Genomic DNA, 15,461 nt, shown 5'->3' with positions numbered 1-15,461 from the left:
AAAATTGTCCCGAACTCGTCCAGTCACAGGACTTTGCGGCGATAACGTGGCGCGCCCTTCCCTACTCGAGAAGCGGCGACCAGGCCGGGTCCGAAGCGAAGCCCGGCGACGGGATCTTCTGCTCGTTATAGCCCGTCAGGTCGATCGAGTAGAGCTGCGGACCGCTGGAGCCGGCCGGCTGGCGGAAGAACATGATGACACGGCCGTTAGGTGCCCAGGTCGGGCCTTCATTGTGGAAGCCCGTGGTCAGGAGGCGTTCGCCCGAACCGTCGGTCTTCATCACGCCGATCGAGAAGCTCCCGCCGGACTGCTTGGTGAAGGCGATCAGATCGCCGCGCGGCGACCAGACCGGCGTGGAATAGGAACCGTCACCGAAGGAAATGCGGTGCTGGTTGGAACCGTCGGCATTCATCACATAGATCTGCTGCTTGCCGCCACGGTCGCTTTCGAAGGCGATCTGCGTGCCGTCGGGCGAATAGGAGGGCGAGGTATCGATCGCCGTCGTCGAGGTCAGGCGGGTCGTCGTGCGCGAGCGCAGGTCCATCGTGTAGATGTTGGCGTTGCCTTCCTGCTGCAGGCTCATGATCACCCGCTGGCCATCCGGGGAGAAGCGCGGCGAAAAGGTCATGCCGGGGAAATTGCCGACCAGTTCGCGCTGGCCCGTCTGCAACTGCAGCAGATAGACGCGCGGCTGCTGATTGGCGAAGGACATGTAGGTCACTTCCTGGCGGTTCGGCGAGAAGCGCGGCGTCAGCACGAGGTCGCTGCCATCCGTCAGCATGCGCGCATTGGCGCCATCCTGGTCCATGATGCCGAGCTGCGTCTTGCGGGCGGTCTTCGGACCGCTTTCGGCGACGAAGACGACGCGGGTATCGAAATAGCCCTTCTCGCCGGTGATCTTCTCATAGATCGCATCGGCGATGATATGGGCGACACGACGCCAGTTGTCCGGCTGCGCGTAGAACTGCTGGCCGATCATCTGCGAATTACCGAAGGTGTCCCACAGGCGGAACTCGGCGCGAAGACGGCCGCCCTCCTGCGTCACCCGGCCGGTCACCAGCGCCTGGGCGTTGATCGACGTCCAGTCGGGGAAGCGCGGCGTCGAGTCGGAATTGGTGATCTTCTCGATGAAGGCCTGCTTGTTGATCGGGGCGAAGAGACCGGACCGCTGCAGGTCGGCGGCGATGACGCCGGAAATCTGCGGGCCAAGACCATCATTCGACAGAAGGTCGGTGATGGCGATCGGCATCGGCTGGACGTTGCCCTTGTTGATGTTGAGCTCGACCACGGCATAGGCCGGAGTAGCGAGGACTGCCGTCAAGCCTGCCAGCATCAGCAGGAGACGAACGAGGGATTTTCTGATCATATGTGCCAAGCCTTTCAGCATTAATTCGTCAGATCGCCGGTTCGAAGTTGATGGTGACTTCTTTCCAGTCGTCATATTGATCTATTGGCAGGTTTTTGAACGGGGCGGCGCGGAGCACGGCTCGCATCGCGGCTACCGCCATGGCTTGCTGTGTCCCTTTGGGACCGCCGGTCACGGTAACCTTCGGCTCGCCCACAATCTCTCCGCTTCGGTTGAGCCTAAGATGCATCCGGACGCGGACGTCTCTCGCTCCCTCCATGCCCGGAACTATGTTCCAATTCTTCGCGATATCCTCGCGCAGGGCGTTCGTAGCCGAATTTTCATGCCGTTGCACAGCTGCAGCGGCGTTCGATGCATGCGTCAACTTGGGAGCCGTCAGCATCGTCCCCAACGCGAGAAGCAGGCTGAGGCCAATGTGCGGACAGTGATTCGTCGTAGACTGCAATCCCAGCATTACAGCCCCAAGTCTCTCGGATCGAAGTTGAGTACCAACTCGTTCCAGCCGTCCGCACCATCATATTTGTCCGGCGGCAACAATCCTCCGGCATTCACTTCCTTTTGCAGATCGGCACGGCTTTTCAGCACCGCGCGCTCCGCGGCGCCCCTTAGCGCTTGCTGCGTTGTAGCCGGGCCGCCGCTGACAGAGACTTCCGGTGCGCCGACAATCTGGCCTGACTTGTCGAGACGAACATGAACCTTGATCGTGACATCGCTTGCCCCTTCCATGCCGGGGATAACATTCCAGTTCTTACCAATCAGATCGCGCAACCCGTCCTTTTGACTCTGGCTGAGCTTACCGCCACCGAGCGATTTCATCCCACCGCGTGAGGCGACCTGATTATCGGCGCCGGCGGAAGCCTGTTGAGACGAGCGCTTCGCGCCGCCCTTGGACGACGTATTGTTCAGAACGTTGGCAATTTCATCGGCAAGGCCATCGTCCAAACCCTTGTTGGAGGCCTTGGGAGTATCGCGCTTCTTGTCGCTATCCTTCTTGCCATCGTCGGCCGACGTGGTCTTGCTGGTGCTCTGCGTCGTCGTCTTGTCCATCGGCTTGGCTTCGGCCACCTTTGTGTCCGGCTTCGGATCGGGCTTGACGTCAGGCTTCGCCTCGACGGGCTTCGGCGGCTGCGGCTTGACGTTCGGCACGGGAACATTGTCCGGCGTCGGCTGCTCGGCCTGCTCGGTCGGCTGTTCCGTCGGCGGCGGTGTCGGGGTGGCGTCCGCCTTCGGCGTCGGGGCCGGTTCAGGCTTCGGGGTGGGCGGCGTCGGCGTCACGTCCGGCTTCTGCTGCGGAATGGCGGCCACTTCCTTCGGCGCTGCCTCGGTTTCCTTCTGCTCGATCGTCTTGACGTCATTCGGCCGCGGATCGTCCTGCGGAACCGGCGCGTCGACCTTCTTCGGCGCCAGTGCTGCGGTATCGCTCTCCGGCCGTTGCGTCGGCACGACCGGGTTCTTGATGTCGACATTGTTCTCGCCGACATTCTGAGCGTTGGCGACCTGGTCCTGCTTCGTGGTCTGCTTGCGGGAGACGTGATCCGTCACCGGCGCCTTCTTCTCGCCTTGCTGAAGCTGGTCGGCCTGGACGATATCGACGTCCATGGCCATGCTTTCCGGCGTTTCGAGCGGCGCCGGCGCGCTAAGCGACAGCATGGCGCCGATCAGCACCAGAATGTGAACAACCGCAGATGTGACGAGGCTGCGCTTCATATCGATCCCGTCAGTGATCCGTTACCTGCTGCGTGACCAGGCCGATATTCTTGTAACCGGCTTCCTGAATGCGGGACATGACGTCGGCGATGACGCCGTAAGGGGCTTTCGCATCGCCCTTTACGAAGATGCGTTCGCTATAGCCCGTGGTGGCGATCGCCTTCAGCTTGTCCGCGATTTCGGTGGCCTGGATCTGCGATTCCCCGATGAACACCTGGCCGTCGGACTTGATCGAGATCGTGATGGGCTGGGTCTGGGCGTTCAGCGCGCCGGCCTGCGTTTGCGGCAGGTCGATTGGCACGCCCGAAGTCATCATCGGCGCGGCCACCATGAAGATGATCAGCAGCACGAGCATGACGTCGACCAGCGGCGTCACGTTGATCTCGGAAATCGGGCCGCCCCGGCCACCGCCGCGACGACCGCCCCGGCGGCCACCGCCGCCCCCATTGCCTCCAACAGACATTCCCATATGCGTACTCCGGTTCTGTCCGTTACTTACTGGGCCGCCTGGCGCGGCTGCAGCTTCTCATCGATCTGGCGCGACAGGATGGCGGAGAATTCATCCGCGAAACCTTCCATGCGCGCCGACAGCTTGCCGGCATCGGCCGAAAACTTGTTGTAGGCGATAACGGCCGGGATAGCCGCAACGAGGCCGATCGCGGTTGCAAGCAAGGCTTCAGCGATACCGGGTGCGACGACAGCGAGGTTGGTCGACTTCGAGCCGGCGATCGCCTGGAACGAGGTCATGATACCGACGACGGTGCCGAACAGACCGATGAAGGGACCGGCGGAGCCGATGGTCGCGAGCGATCCGAGGCGGGCGACCAGATGCTCCGATTCACGCGCCAGCGTCACATCCATGGCGCGGTCGATACGCATCTGCAGGCCGATCGGCGAACGCGCGCCGCGCTCGAACGACTTCTTCCACTCGCGCATGGCAGCGACGAAGATGGCGCTGAGGCCGGTGTTGTTGCGCTCCGAAAGCGTGCGATAGAGTTCCTCGAGCGACTGGCCCGACCAGAAGACCTGCTCGAAATGATCGAACTGACGGCGTGCCCGCGCGTAGCTCAGATACTTGTCGATGACGATCGCCCAGGTCCATACCGACGCCGCGAGCAGACCGAGCATGACGAGCTTGACGACCAAGCCCGCCTGCATGAAGAGCGACCAGAGGGTGATGTCCGGTGTGGTGGCCGCTGCCAATGCTACTTGTTCCATTGATCCAAAATCCCCGAATCCAAACGCCCGGCGCTAGACCGGGCGGCTAAAAGTGATCTCACAAGAATTGTTTGGCAGCCGCCGCTGAACGCCCTGGTCAAGCCTTCCAAGCTATTACTGCCTTCTTGCCGTCAAATTTGGTCAAAGGAAGGCGTGCACCGCACAAACTCCGACTAAACCAGTAAGACACTATTATGGTTAAAAGAATGTTAGCGTCGGAACATGAAAGATTGAACGGCGGTGAAGGCTTATTCTAGCTCCTGGAAAGAACTGACCGGGGCGAAACCGGCGGCGGACGCAGACAAATCTTGCGCGCGGAATTCCTTCACACAAAACTCAAGTTTTAGCAAGGCTGCTTTTTGCATTGCAGCGATGGGCCGTGGGGATCGCCGGCCCATCGGCGCGACACTAAAGCGCATCGCGATCTCTAAGATTCGCTTCTTGCGCTTTAGGTCCTTGATTTTGCGCATGTCGTTGTCGCAAAACCGCGGCACACTTTTGCGCGACATGCTTTAGAACGCAGCCCCCGACGCCGTCAGCATCTGCGCCGCCAGTTTTTCCGGCAGCCGCCGCGGCCTGCCCTTGGCATTGATGACCGCGATGATGACCTTGGCCGCGATCAGCAGCGTATCGTCGCGGTGGATTTCCTGCGCAAGCACCATCTTGGCGCCGCCGGCCTTCTCCGTCACCGTGCGAATCGTCAGGATGTCGTCCATTCGTGCCGGCCCCTTGAAGTCGATCTCCATGCGATGAACAACAAAAACCAGCCCTTCCTCGTCGGCATTCAGGAGCTCGCGCTGCTCCACGCCGAGGCAGCGCAGATAGTCCGTTCGCCCCCTTTCGAGAAAATGCAGGTAGCGCGCGTGATAGACGAGACCGGAAAAATCCGTATCCTCGTAATAGACTCGCTGCACCAGCCGGTGGCTACCGGCTTCCAGTTCCCCGGCAATCAGAAAGGGGCTGTTCATCGTCGCCGCATCTCCAAAAAATCAGGCGACTTCTTTGGCCGAAGTTCTGCCATCAAGCAAGCTTTGAACAATTGTCATAGATTCTGACTATCCGGGATGGTGCCGGATAGCGGTGGACGCAGAAGGAACGATCTCATGAAAATAGCGGTAATGGGCGGCGACGGTTTCATTGGTTGGCCAACTTCGCTGCATCTGTCCGATGCCGGTCATGAGGTGCATATCCTCGACAATCTCTCCCGCCGCTGGATCGACACGGAACTTGGCGTGCAATCGCTGACGCCGATGGATTCGATCCAGGAGCGCACCCGCATCTGGCACGCCGAAACCGGCCGCCGCATCCATTTCAGCCTTATCGACCTCGCCAAGGATTATGAGCTTCTGAAAAAATGGCTCGCCGAGCATCGCCCGGATGCCATCGTGCATTTCGCCGAACAGCGCGCCGCGCCCTATTCGATGAAGAGCGACCGCCACAAGAACTACACCGTCAACAACAATGTCAGCGCCACGCACAATCTCCTGAACGCGCTGGTCGAGCTCAACCTCGACGCCCATCTCGTCCATTTGGGCACGATGGGCGTCTACGGCTATTCGACCGTCGGCGCTGCCATCCCGGAAGGCTACCTGCCCGTCGGCATCGAGACGGCGGACGGGCGGACGGCAAGCCAGGAAATCCTCTATCCCTCCAATCCCGGCTCGATCTACCATATGACCAAATGCCTGGATCAGCTGCTCTTCCAGTTCTACGCCAAGAATGACGGCCTCAGGATCACCGATCTGCACCAGGGCATCGTCTGGGGCACGCATACGGAACAGACGCGCCGTCACGAACAATTGATCAACCGTTTCGACTATGACGGCGACTACGGCACCGTGCTCAACCGCTTTCTCATCCAGGCGGCGATCGGCTATCCCCTGACCGTGCACGGCACCGGCGGCCAGACCCGCGCCTTCATCCATATCCAGGATTCGGTGCGCTGCATCGAACTTGCCCTGAAGAACCCGCCCGCCCGCAATGCCCGCGTCGAGATCTTCAACCAGATGACGGAAACGCATCGCGTCCGCGACCTCGCCGAGATGATCGCGAAGATGAGCGGCGCCGAGATCGTCCGTTTGCCCAATCCGCGCAAGGAAGCCCCGGAAAACGACCTGATCGTCAAGAACGACAAGTTCCTCGATCTCGGACTGGCGCCGACGACGCTGCAGGCGGGCCTTCTGAGCGAGATCGTCGACGTCGCCCGCAAATATGCCTACCGGGTCGACCGCTCGCGTGTTCCGGCCGTGTCCGCCTGGACAAAGGACCTTGCGGCGACGGTCAACCACGATCCCGAGGGCAAGCGGTTGAAGTCGGTCTCATGATGTTCGCAAGCGAACATCTGCAGGGCGTGCGACCGCGCGCGAGGCCGAGGGCGCGCCAGGCTTTCGTCACGCTCGTCACCAATGCTGATTATGCCATGGGTGCGCTGGCCCTTGCGCGCTCGATCGCCTTGACCGGCACGAGAGCGGATATGGTGGTGCTTCACACCGCCGGCGTCAGCGACAACGATCTTGTCCCACTGGAAGAACTCGGCTGCCGGCTGGTGGAAGTCGATCACCTGCCGCTGTCGGACGACTTCAACGAGCGCCATGCGCGCGGCAATCTTCACGCCAGTGCGCCCTTCACCAAGGGCCGCAAACCGGTCTTCCATTCGCCCCTCGACAATTTCTGCAAGCTCCGGCTCTGGCAGCTCATCGACTACGACACCTGCGTCTTCATCGACGCGGATGCGCTGGTGCTGAAAAATATCGACAGGCTCTTCGACTATCCGGAATTCTCGGCTGCGCCCAACGTCTATGAAAGTCTTGCCGATTTTCACCGGATGAATTCCGGCGTCTTCGTCGCCAAGCCATCGCTTGCGACCTTCGAAAGCATGCTGAAGCGGCTCGACCAACCCGGCGCCTTCTGGCGGCGCACCGACCAGACCTTTCTCGAAACCTTCTTTCCCGACTGGCACGGCCTGCCGGTCTTCATGAACATGCTGCAATATGTGTGGTTCACCATGCCCGCGCTTTGGGACTGGAAGAGCATTTCGATCCTGCACTATCAGTATGAAAAGCCCTGGGAAGAGGACCATCCGAAGGCTGACAGCCTGAGGCCGCTGATCGCGCTCTGGCACGATTTTCATGCCGGCCGCGACATTCCCGACATAGCCGCGCTCGCCAATCCGGACCTGGCCGCATGAAGGCCCTGGTATCGGGCGGAACCGGACTCGTCGGCCGCTATATCGTCGAGGAGTTGCTCTCCGCCGGATATCGCGTCACCGTTGCCGGCCGTTCGGAGCCGCGGACCGGTCTTTTCCCACAGCCCGTCGCCTTCGCGCCCCTGAGCCTCGATCCCGCTGACAATCCGGGTCCGATCTTCGACGAGATCGATGTCTTCGTGCATGCGGCTTTCAACCATGTCGCGGGCCAATATCGCGGCGGCGAAGGCGACGATGCCGCGGGCTTCCGCCGGCTCAATCTCGACGGCACGGTGAACCTCTTCAAGGCGGCGAGGCAGGCAGGCGTTTGCCGCTGCATCTTCCTGTCCTCGCGCGCCGTCTATGGCGACCGCCCCGCCGGCGAGACATTGACGGAAACCACCGAACCGGCGCCGACCACGCTCTATGGCGAGGTGAAGCGCGAGGCCGAGCAGGCGCTCTTTTCCCTCTCTGCACCCGGCTTCGCGACCACCAGTCTCCGGGCTACCGGCGTCTATGGCGACCTTTGCCCGAACAAATGGGGCGATCTCTTCGCCGATTACCTTGCCGGCAGGCCGGTTCCCTCCCGCGCCGGAACGGAGGTCCACGGCCGCGATCTCGGACGCGCCATACGCCTCTTAGTGGAGACCGAGGCAGGCCGCATCGACGGCGAGGCGTTCAACCTGTCGGATATACGGACCGACACGCATGAGATTCTCACATATCTGCAGCAGGCAACCGGCTGTTCGCACGCCTTGCCGGCGCCAGCGTCGCACGATGCCGTCAACACGATGGATACGTCGAAAATCCGCGCGCTCGGCTGGCGCAGCGGCGGAACGGCGGCTTTGAAAGAGACCGTCACGCGCCTGGCAAGGACGGCCCGCGACGGCACTTTCAGCGCATCAGCTTCGTCTCGCTCCATTTAAGCGACGCCAGTTCTCCGCTCCTGAACCTCGCATCGTCGGCGACGATGAATTCATCCAGTTGCGGCGGCGCGACGCTGCTGCCGGCGAGCATGGCATGCACTTGGCCGCGATGATGGGTCTGATGCTGGAAGAGATGGCTGAATACATCGTCAGCCCGTTCGCGCTGGATACGGTCGCCGCGATGGAGGTCGATCACCCTTGCGAGCGCATCGGCATCGACAGTCTCGCAAAGAAGAACAAGCCGATGGTCGACCTTCGCCTGCTCCGCCGACAGGCCTGCAAGCGTATCGAAAGGCTCCTCCTTGTCGAAGGCCCTGATGCCGAGCGTCCCGCCCTCCAGCGCATCGACATAAAACCAGTCGACGATCAGGATATGGTTGAGCGTCGCCTTGATCGACGGAAAGAAGCTCACCCGCTTTGCCTCGAACTCACCCGGCTGGAGCGCCGCACAGGCCTGATACAGCCGGGTGTTGGCCAGCGCGTTGTTATAGGCGAGCTTGCGAAAAACGCGGGTTGGATCGACAGCGGTCATGGAATGCTCCTGCATTTTGCACAAAACGGACCTTAGGACCGTTTCCAGCGATAGAGCCAAGCATCCGTCCGGATGCCGATTGAGGTTAGTAGCAGCTCATCCGGAAGCAATCGGACACGGCGCAACCCGATCTTTTCCAGCACCCGAAGGCTGGCTATATGGTCCGTGGCACAACATGTCGAAATCTCCGTGAGCCCGGACAGATGCATGACCCAATCCATCACGGCGACGCCGGCTTCCGTGGCCAATCCTTGCCCCCAGAATGCCGGTCCAAGTCCGTAATGAATTTCTGCACTGTTTCCATCGATGAACATCAGGAACAAACCGATCGCCTTCTCGTCGGAACGTCGAAGAATGCTCCAGACGAAACGATCGCCCCGCAGCCAATTGGCTTCACCCCAGGTCTCGATCACCGCTTCGGTTCGGGCCTGCGATGAATGCGCACCGCGCTGCAGGTAGCGCGCGGCATCGCTCCTGCCCGTATATTCCGTGAACAGCGATTGCGCGTCCTCACGGCGGCCGGCGCGCAATGTCAGCCGGGAGGTTGTCAATAAGGTGGGTGGTCTGTGCACCAATTTGAGAAACTCCCGACCAAAGACGCGGGTTCAGGTCAACGGGGTCCGCTAGGCTTCACCAACCCAGCTTCTTCTAGAGATCAAGCCTTGTCGAGATCGCCATCGCGCCAGACGAGGTGACGCGGTGCGAGCGGCAGACTTTCGATCTCATCGGCGATGAAATAGGGAGGGATGTCGAGCGCGACCAGCGCGTCGTGCGTTGCCCTCACCCATTTGAATTCGAGCTGGTTGTCGCCGTCCTCGATGCGGTGCACGATCTCGTGGCGATGGAATGGGAAGGTCCGGGGAATATCCATGAGATAATAGAGCCCCAGCTCGTGCCAGTCGCGCTCTTCGTAATGGAAGAAATTCTCCACCGACCAGAGTAGCCGCCCGACCGTCACCTCGACGCCGAGTTCCTCGACCATCTCCCGGTGCAATGTCTCTTCCGAGGTCTCGCCGATCTCCGCCCTTCCGCCGGGAAAGGTCCAGAACGGCTCGTGCACCGCGCGATGGACAAGCACATGCCCGTCGCGAAAACCGAGACCCGCAACCCGCATCTGGAAGCGCGAGCGGCCGGCGTTCAACCTGATGAGTTTGCGTTTGGTCATCCCCTGCCCCAGATCAGCCGCGACGGCTGCTCACTCAGCATCCCCCTGGAACAGCCCGAATTGCGCCGCCTCCAGCTCCTTCGGCGGCTGCATGCCGAGGTGCTTCCAGGCGATCGCCGTCAGCACGCGACCACGCGGCGTGCGCTGGATGAAACCCTGCTGGATCATATAGGGCTCGATGATGTCCTCGATCGCGTCGCGCGGTTCGGACAGACCCGCCGCGATGGTTTCGATGCCGACCGGGCCGCCGCCGAAATTGACGGCGATCATGTTGAGATAGCGCTTGTCGAGCTGATCGAAACCGACATTGTCGACCAGCAACCGCGTCAAGGCTTCGTCGGCGATCTCGCGCGTCACCGCTTCGGCTTTCGCGACCTCGGCGAAATCGCGCACACGGCGCAAAAGCCGGCCGGCAATGCGCGGCGTGCCGCGCGCGCGCCTGGCAATCTCCCGCGCCCCCTCTTCGGTCATGCCGAGCCCCATCAGCCGCGCACCGCGCCGGACGATCAGCTCCAGCTCCTCGACCGTATAGAAGCTCAGGCGGACCGGAATGCCGAAGCGGTCGCGCAGCGGCGTCGTCAACAGGCCGAGGCGGGTGGTCGCGGCAACCAGCGTGAACTTGGCGAGATCGATCTTCACCGAGCGCGCCGCCGGCCCTTCGCCGATGATCAGGTCGAGCTGGAAATCCTCCATCGCCGGATAGAGGATTTCCTCGACCGCCGGATTGAGGCGATGGATTTCGTCGATGAAGAGCACGTCGCGCTCTTCGAGATTGGTCAGAAGAGCCGCAAGATCGCCGGCCTTGGCGATCACAGGGCCAGACGTGGAGCGGAAATTGACGCCGAGTTCCTTGGCCATGATCTGCGCCAGCGTCGTCTTGCCGAGACCGGGAGGGCCGACGAACAGCACATGGTCCAGCGCCTCGCCGCGCCCCTTGGCCGCTTCGATGAAGACCTTCAGATTGGCGCGCGCCTCCGCCTGGCCGGTGAATTCGTCCAGCGATTGCGGCCTGAGCGTCGCATCGATGTCTTCGCCCCGCTTTTCCGGCGATATCAGACGTGCGGCTTCACTCATCTCAGCGGTTCCATTCCCGGTATGCGTTTCGCAGGCCCCGCGCCGAAGGCGGCATTCGTTCTGCCGCACTCAAAAATAGTCTTCGACGACGAAGCGCCACACGTCGATCTCTCGACTTTGCGACAATAGTAAGGATTGCGGAAGGTGCAAAGCCTCACCGCGACAGTTCCTTCAAGCCGAAACGGATCAACTTGGCGCTGTCCGCACCCTCGCCGGCCGTCTTCAATGCCGCGGCAACCGCGTTGGCAGCCTGATCGCGGGAGTAGCCAAGATTGGTGAGAGCGGAGACGGCATCAGCAACGGGCGCTGCGGCAACGCCTTCCCCAAGCTCCTGTTTGAGCCCGATATTGGCGGCATCGCCGGCAAAAGACGGCGCCTTGTTCTTCAGTTCGGTGACGATGCGCATCGCCACCTTCGGCCCGACGCCCGGCGCCCGCGAAACGGCGGCACGATCCTGCAGCGCAATGGCATTGGCAAGCTCGGCCGGCGTCAGCGTCGACAGCAGCGCCAGCGCCACCTTCGCGCCCACGCCCTGAACGGTCTGCAATATGTTGAACCACTCGCGTTCCAGCGCCGTCATGAAGCCGAAAAGCCGGATCTGATCCTCACGCACATAGGTCTCGATGAAGAGGATGCAGGCCTCACCGACCGAACCGAGCTTCGACAGCGTCCGGGCCGAGCAATAGGCGACATAGCAGACGCCATGCACATCCACGAGCACATAGTCCTCGCCGATTTCTTCGATTGTGCCTTTCAGCTTGCCGATCATGAATGGAATGTCCGTCAGGGATGGGTTTCGGGAGTGATAAGATCAAGCGAAGGAAAGTAGGAACGGTAGCGAGAGGCATCCCGAGTCAGCAATCTATGTCTTCGCCACTCGGCATGGGCACCAATCAGGAAATCCGGAAGCGTCCTCTCCCGCTGACCGCCAGCAAGCCGATAAACGCGATGGGCTTTGCCGGCTCGAAAAGCAGCCTCAAAGGGTATGGCTTCGCGTTTCATGTCGAGCCAGGACAGAGCGACCGTTAATTCCTCTTCGCTCAAAGGCGAAGCAGCAAGCTCCGACCAGATCACCGGACTTAAAATGAGATCGCCTTCACCGACACATCTCTTCAGCGATTTTGCGGACCATTGCCGATGGGCTGATGCCGGGCCGAGGATATCGATGAAGATGTCGGTATCAATGAGGGTCGACGTCGTCACGCGGACCTCTCAGAAACTCCATGAACTCATCCGTTGTCATGCCGCCGAGATCCACCGTGCCCCTAACACGCTCCAGCCAATCATCGAAATCGCGTATAGCCGAATCCGATGCCTCGGCGATCTTAACAAGCATCGCACCGCTGCCCGAGGCGATAAAATCAACCTCCGAACCCGGACCAATGCCCAGTCTGTCCCGAATTTCCTTGGGGATAGTTACTTGGCCTTTTTCCGTCACACGCATAGTAATACCTCTCTAGTAATACTTAGCGATCGCACCAGAACAAGTCAAGAACAAACTATCCCGCCAACGCCGCCTGACGCAGCCGGCTGGCACCACGATTATGGGCATGGCAGATGGCGATGGCGAGCGCGTCGGCGGCGTCGTTGCCCTTGAACTCCACCTTCGGCATCAGGATCTTCAACATCATGTGGATCTGCTGCTTTTCGCCATGTCCGACGCCGATCACAGCCTTCTTGACGGCGTTCGGCGCATATTCGGCGACCGGTAGGCCGGCGCGGGCTGGCACCAGCATCACCACGCCGCGCGCCTGGCCGAGCTTCAGCGTCGCCACCGCATCCTTGTTGACGAAGGTCTGCTCGACCGCGGCCTCATCCGGCTTGTAGCTGTGGACGATCTCCGCCAGACCGTCGTGAAGCTGGCAGAGACGGGAGGCGAGATCCATGTCGCCATCGGACGTCACCGTCCCCGACGCCACGAAGCGCAGGGAATTGCCAAGCGTATCGATGATGCCCCAGCCGGTGCGGCGCAGTCCCGGATCGATGCCGATGATGCGAATCGTGTTTTGCATGGCTAAACCTATCTTTCAGGCCGCAGATGTGCCAGCAAAATGTGAACAAAACAAAAACAAGGCGGAGTTTGCAATCGCCGGAGTCGCGCTGAAAACATCACGACGAAATTGCGGCGACAGGGTTTGGAATGAGGCGACGGCACTCCTACATGTGGAAACAACCCTCCCTTCCACCACGCAGGTTTCTTGCCATGGTTCCCTTTTCCATTCTCGATCTTTCGCCCGTCGCCGAAGGCAGCAGCATCAGCCAATCCTTCGAAGGGTCGAAGCGCATGGCGCGAAAGGCCGAGGAACTCGGCTACAACAGGTTCTGGCTCGCCGAGCATCACGGCATGCCCGGCGTCGCCAGCGCCGCGACGGCGGTCGTGATCGGCCATGTCGGCGCCGCGACCTCGCGCATTCGCATCGGCTCGGGCGGCGTCATGCTGCCGAACCATTCGCCGCTCGTCATCGCCGAGCAGTTCGGCACGCTGGAAGCCCTGTTCCCCGGCCGCGTCGATCTCGGCCTCGGTCGCGCGCCGGGCACGGATATGCGCACCGCCCAGGCGCTGCGCCGCAACCTCGATGCGGGCGCCCAGAGCTTCCCCAACGATATCGTCGAGCTGCAGCATCTGCTCAGCCCCGCCGACGAGAACCAATCGATCCTCGCCGTGCCCGGCCATGGCGCCAACGTACCGATCTGGCTGCTCGGCTCCAGCCTCTACAGCGCCCATCTCGCCGCCATGCTCGGCCTGCCCTATGCCTTCGCCTCGCATTTCGCGCCAGAAGCCCTGCTTGATGCCGTCGCCATCTACCGCGAGCGCTTCACGCCTTCGGCCACGCTCGACAAGCCCTATGTCATGGTCGGCGTGATGGGCGCGGCGGCGGAGACGGATGAAGAGGCACAATATCACTTCACCTCGGCACAGCAGCAATTCGTCAACCTGCGCCGCAACGTGCGCGGCCCCTTCCCGCGCCCGCGCAAGGACATGGATGATTTCTGGACGCCGATGGAAAAGCTGAATGTGGAAAACACGCTGCGTTACGCTGTGGTTGGCTCGCCGGAAACCGCAGAGGCAAAGCTTTCGCGCTTCATCAAGGATACTGAGGCCGATGAGGTCATCATTTCGATGCCGATCCATGATATCGAAGCCCGGCTGAAATCGGTGGAACTCTTCGCAACGCTTCCGAGCTTCCAGAAGGTTTCCTGATTTTCGGGAAAACAATTTAACCGGTGAGCCGACCCCCTACGTGTGGCTCACCGGAAGATCGCCGCCAGATGATCGATGGCTCAAGCGACAAGCCTCGTCTTCCAATAACGCCGGATGAGCATATCCAGCGACAGCTTGCCGGCGCCGGAGACGATCAGGGCAAACATGCCGCCTGCAATCGCCAGATCCTTTTCGAAATGCAGCAATTCGTTATGGCTGGCGAAGTTCGTATGAAAGAGCGTCGCCGTCAGCAGGCAGAACACGCCGAGGCCAAATGCCGCCAGACGGGTCATCAACCCCAACGCAATGGCAAGGCCGGCGGCAAGCTGCAGCACGATGGTTGCGGTCGCGATGGGGGCTGACACGCCAAGCTTGGCCATGACTTCCAAGGCAGTGTCGAAATTGCTGGCGAGTTCGATACCCTCTTCCAGAAAGAGCAGCGACAAGAGGATGCGGCCGAACAGCAGTGCCATGTCGGCGAAATTGACCAGAATGGCATTCTCCTCTTCGAATTCCATGGCCTTTCTCCTTCCCGTGATAAGTTCACCGAAGCTCCGATCATCCCCGGCGGCATCTCCACGACATGGTCAAAGGGAAATGCCGCCGGATCGGTTGCAGCCGGGTCTTAGTTGGTTCCCTTGACGGCGATCGCCTTGGTCAGGTCCTCAAGTTCCTCGCACTCCGCAGGGCAAAGCTTGGTGAGTGCTGCCAGCTGCTCGCGGGCCTTGGGCATGTCGCCGGTCTCGACATAGAGTTCGCCGAGATATTCATGTGCGCCCTTGTGATCCGGCTGCAGTTCGAGAGCCTTGGTGTAGTAGGTCAGCGATGTCTTGAAGTCCCCGGTTTTGCGTAGGGTGAAGCCCATCAGGTTGTAGACATCGGCCTGCTGATGCTCCTCGGCGATATCACGGAGCTCGGCGAGCGCGCCGGCATAGTCCTTTGCATCGATCTTGGCGCGAACCGAGGTCAGATCCGGCGCATCGGTCGATTCCATATTGTCGACGGCGAACGCGATGCCTGCCGTCGCGGCCGGGAGGATGGCGACGGCGCATAGGCCGGCAATCCCGAAAATGGCATGTCTGAACAT

General features: G+C 61.1%; 21 protein-coding genes. 4 read left to right on the top strand and 17 right to left on the bottom strand.

Features of this window, described 5'->3' with window-relative positions:
* Positions 1-61: 61 nt before the first annotated feature.
* The 7 genes from tolB to ybgC all read right to left on the bottom strand — a co-directional run bounded on the left by tolB (position 62) and on the right by ybgC (position 5,259).
* Positions 62-1,366: a Tol-Pal system beta propeller repeat protein TolB gene (gene tolB / locus FHX11_RS20695; protein ID WP_184360063.1), complete on the bottom strand. Its 1,305-nt coding sequence runs from the start codon at positions 1,364-1,366 to the stop codon at positions 62-64.
* 28 nt (positions 1,367-1,394) lie between these two features.
* Positions 1,395-1,820 carry a hypothetical protein gene (locus FHX11_RS20690; RefSeq protein WP_184360061.1) on the bottom strand — a complete coding sequence of 142 codons (426 nt, stop codon included), beginning with the start codon at positions 1,818-1,820 and terminating at the stop codon, positions 1,395-1,397.
* Positions 1,820-3,073, bottom strand: a complete 1,254-nt coding sequence (locus FHX11_RS20685) for a hypothetical protein (RefSeq protein ID WP_184360059.1) — start codon at positions 3,071-3,073, stop codon at positions 1,820-1,822. The genes FHX11_RS20690 and FHX11_RS20685 overlap by 1 nt, the downstream gene beginning before the upstream one ends.
* 10 nt (positions 3,074-3,083) lie before the next feature.
* Positions 3,084-3,542, bottom strand: a complete 459-nt coding sequence (tolR, locus tag FHX11_RS20680; RefSeq protein ID WP_184360057.1) for a protein TolR — start codon at positions 3,540-3,542, stop codon at positions 3,084-3,086.
* A gap of 26 nt (positions 3,543-3,568) precedes the next feature.
* The gene (gene tolQ, locus FHX11_RS20675; protein ID WP_184360055.1) at positions 3,569-4,291 is read right to left on the bottom strand and encodes a protein TolQ; all 723 of its coding nucleotides are present in this window, start codon (positions 4,289-4,291) and stop codon (positions 3,569-3,571) included.
* Positions 4,292-4,539: 248 nt separating this feature from the next.
* A complete protein-coding gene (locus tag FHX11_RS20670; RefSeq protein WP_184360720.1) occupies positions 4,540-4,761 on the bottom strand; it encodes a hypothetical protein in 222 nt (73 codons plus the stop codon).
* A 42-nt stretch (positions 4,762-4,803) separates the two neighbouring features.
* The gene (ybgC, locus tag FHX11_RS20665) at positions 4,804-5,259 is read right to left on the bottom strand and encodes a tol-pal system-associated acyl-CoA thioesterase (RefSeq protein WP_184360053.1); all 456 of its coding nucleotides are present in this window, start codon (positions 5,257-5,259) and stop codon (positions 4,804-4,806) included.
* 135 nt (positions 5,260-5,394) lie between these two features.
* Here ybgC and FHX11_RS20660 point away from each other — a divergent pair, with 135 nt between their 5' ends.
* The 3 genes from FHX11_RS20660 to FHX11_RS20650 are packed head-to-tail and all read left to right on the top strand — an operon-like array spanning position 5,395 to position 8,401.
* Positions 5,395-6,615, top strand: coding sequence for an NAD-dependent epimerase/dehydratase family protein (locus FHX11_RS20660; protein ID WP_184360051.1), 1,221 nt, complete (start codon positions 5,395-5,397; stop codon positions 6,613-6,615).
* Entirely contained in the window at positions 6,615-7,478 is an 864-nt protein-coding gene (locus tag FHX11_RS20655; protein WP_246781105.1) for a glycosyltransferase, read from the top strand. Before FHX11_RS20660 ends, FHX11_RS20655 begins: the two co-directional genes overlap by 1 nt.
* Entirely contained in the window at positions 7,475-8,401 is a 927-nt protein-coding gene (locus tag FHX11_RS20650) for an NAD(P)-dependent oxidoreductase (RefSeq protein ID WP_184360047.1), read from the top strand. The genes FHX11_RS20655 and FHX11_RS20650 overlap by 4 nt, the downstream gene beginning before the upstream one ends.
* On the opposite strand, the gene FHX11_RS20645 is transcribed toward FHX11_RS20650, so the two are convergent.
* The 8 genes from FHX11_RS20645 to ruvC form a co-directional block, all read right to left on the bottom strand.
* On the bottom strand, positions 8,370-8,933 hold the full coding sequence (locus FHX11_RS20645; protein ID WP_184360045.1) for a DinB family protein: 564 nt from the start codon (positions 8,931-8,933) through the stop codon (positions 8,370-8,372). The genes FHX11_RS20650 and FHX11_RS20645 overlap by 32 nt on opposite strands.
* 32 nt (positions 8,934-8,965) lie before the next feature.
* Positions 8,966-9,463, bottom strand: coding sequence for a GNAT family N-acetyltransferase (locus tag FHX11_RS20640; RefSeq protein ID WP_246781096.1), 498 nt, complete (start codon positions 9,461-9,463; stop codon positions 8,966-8,968).
* A 125-nt stretch (positions 9,464-9,588) separates the two neighbouring features.
* On the bottom strand, positions 9,589-10,098 hold the full coding sequence (locus FHX11_RS20635; protein WP_184360042.1) for an NUDIX hydrolase: 510 nt from the start codon (positions 10,096-10,098) through the stop codon (positions 9,589-9,591).
* Positions 10,099-10,128: 30 nt separating this feature from the next.
* The gene (gene ruvB / locus FHX11_RS20630) at positions 10,129-11,172 is read right to left on the bottom strand and encodes a Holliday junction branch migration DNA helicase RuvB (protein WP_184360040.1); all 1,044 of its coding nucleotides are present in this window, start codon (positions 11,170-11,172) and stop codon (positions 10,129-10,131) included.
* A gap of 154 nt (positions 11,173-11,326) precedes the next feature.
* On the bottom strand, positions 11,327-11,941 hold the full coding sequence (gene ruvA, locus FHX11_RS20625; RefSeq protein WP_184360038.1) for a Holliday junction branch migration protein RuvA: 615 nt from the start codon (positions 11,939-11,941) through the stop codon (positions 11,327-11,329).
* A 14-nt stretch (positions 11,942-11,955) separates the two neighbouring features.
* Positions 11,956-12,375, bottom strand: a complete 420-nt coding sequence (locus FHX11_RS20620) for a type II toxin-antitoxin system VapC family toxin (RefSeq protein ID WP_184360036.1) — start codon at positions 12,373-12,375, stop codon at positions 11,956-11,958.
* Complete coding sequence (locus tag FHX11_RS20615) at positions 12,353-12,616, bottom strand: AbrB/MazE/SpoVT family DNA-binding domain-containing protein (RefSeq protein WP_184360034.1); 264 nt, start codon at positions 12,614-12,616, stop codon at positions 12,353-12,355. The genes FHX11_RS20620 and FHX11_RS20615 overlap by 23 nt, the downstream gene beginning before the upstream one ends.
* A gap of 55 nt (positions 12,617-12,671) precedes the next feature.
* Entirely contained in the window at positions 12,672-13,184 is a 513-nt protein-coding gene (ruvC, locus tag FHX11_RS20610) for a crossover junction endodeoxyribonuclease RuvC (protein ID WP_184360032.1), read from the bottom strand.
* Between the two features lie 191 nt (positions 13,185-13,375).
* Between ruvC and FHX11_RS20605 the strand changes: the two genes are divergently transcribed.
* Positions 13,376-14,374, top strand: coding sequence for an LLM class flavin-dependent oxidoreductase (locus tag FHX11_RS20605; RefSeq protein ID WP_184360030.1), 999 nt, complete (start codon positions 13,376-13,378; stop codon positions 14,372-14,374).
* An 80-nt stretch (positions 14,375-14,454) separates the two neighbouring features.
* Here the strand turns inward: FHX11_RS20605 and FHX11_RS20600 are convergent, their stop codons facing one another.
* Both FHX11_RS20600 and FHX11_RS20595 read right to left on the bottom strand, forming a co-directional pair.
* A complete protein-coding gene (locus FHX11_RS20600; RefSeq protein ID WP_184360028.1) occupies positions 14,455-14,892 on the bottom strand; it encodes a DoxX family protein in 438 nt (145 codons plus the stop codon).
* A gap of 107 nt (positions 14,893-14,999) precedes the next feature.
* Positions 15,000-15,461 carry a tetratricopeptide repeat protein gene (locus tag FHX11_RS20595; protein ID WP_184360026.1) on the bottom strand — a complete coding sequence of 154 codons (462 nt, stop codon included), beginning with the start codon at positions 15,459-15,461 and terminating at the stop codon, positions 15,000-15,002.

The sequence above is a fragment of the Rhizobium sp. BK602 genome (assembly GCF_014195095.1).
Classification (GTDB): Bacteria; Pseudomonadota; Alphaproteobacteria; order Rhizobiales; family Rhizobiaceae; genus Rhizobium.
The sequence above is the reverse complement of the archived record's forward strand: the minus strand, read 5'-3'. Positions and strand labels throughout refer to the sequence as shown.

Coding starts and splice junctions, on each gene's coding strand:
- tolB (WP_184360063.1), bottom strand. CDS start 1,366: ATGATCAGAAAATCCCTCGTTCGTCTCCTGCTGATGCTGGCAGGCTTG.
- FHX11_RS20690 (WP_184360061.1), bottom strand. CDS start 1,820: ATGCTGGGATTGCAGTCTACGACGAATCACTGTCCGCACATTGGCCTC.
- FHX11_RS20685 (WP_184360059.1), bottom strand. CDS start 3,073: ATGAAGCGCAGCCTCGTCACATCTGCGGTTGTTCACATTCTGGTGCTG.
- tolR (WP_184360057.1), bottom strand. CDS start 3,542: ATGGGAATGTCTGTTGGAGGCAATGGGGGCGGCGGTGGCCGCCGGGGC.
- tolQ (WP_184360055.1), bottom strand. CDS start 4,291: ATGGAACAAGTAGCATTGGCAGCGGCCACCACACCGGACATCACCCTC.
- FHX11_RS20670 (WP_184360720.1), bottom strand. CDS start 4,761: ATGCGCAAAATCAAGGACCTAAAGCGCAAGAAGCGAATCTTAGAGATC.
- ybgC (WP_184360053.1), bottom strand. CDS start 5,259: ATGAACAGCCCCTTTCTGATTGCCGGGGAACTGGAAGCCGGTAGCCAC.
- FHX11_RS20660 (WP_184360051.1), top strand. CDS start 5,395: ATGAAAATAGCGGTAATGGGCGGCGACGGTTTCATTGGTTGGCCAACT.
- FHX11_RS20655 (WP_246781105.1), top strand. CDS start 6,615: ATGTTCGCAAGCGAACATCTGCAGGGCGTGCGACCGCGCGCGAGGCCG.
- FHX11_RS20650 (WP_184360047.1), top strand. CDS start 7,475: ATGAAGGCCCTGGTATCGGGCGGAACCGGACTCGTCGGCCGCTATATC.
- FHX11_RS20645 (WP_184360045.1), bottom strand. CDS start 8,933: ATGACCGCTGTCGATCCAACCCGCGTTTTTCGCAAGCTCGCCTATAAC.
- FHX11_RS20635 (WP_184360042.1), bottom strand. CDS start 10,098: ATGACCAAACGCAAACTCATCAGGTTGAACGCCGGCCGCTCGCGCTTC.
- ruvB (WP_184360040.1), bottom strand. CDS start 11,172: ATGAGTGAAGCCGCACGTCTGATATCGCCGGAAAAGCGGGGCGAAGAC.
- ruvA (WP_184360038.1), bottom strand. CDS start 11,941: ATGATCGGCAAGCTGAAAGGCACAATCGAAGAAATCGGCGAGGACTAT.
- FHX11_RS20615 (WP_184360034.1), bottom strand. CDS start 12,616: ATGCGTGTGACGGAAAAAGGCCAAGTAACTATCCCCAAGGAAATTCGG.
- ruvC (WP_184360032.1), bottom strand. CDS start 13,184: ATGCAAAACACGATTCGCATCATCGGCATCGATCCGGGACTGCGCCGC.
- FHX11_RS20605 (WP_184360030.1), top strand. CDS start 13,376: ATGGTTCCCTTTTCCATTCTCGATCTTTCGCCCGTCGCCGAAGGCAGC.
- FHX11_RS20600 (WP_184360028.1), bottom strand. CDS start 14,892: ATGGAATTCGAAGAGGAGAATGCCATTCTGGTCAATTTCGCCGACATG.
- FHX11_RS20595 (WP_184360026.1), bottom strand. CDS start 15,461: ATGTTCAGACATGCCATTTTCGGGATTGCCGGCCTATGCGCCGTCGCC.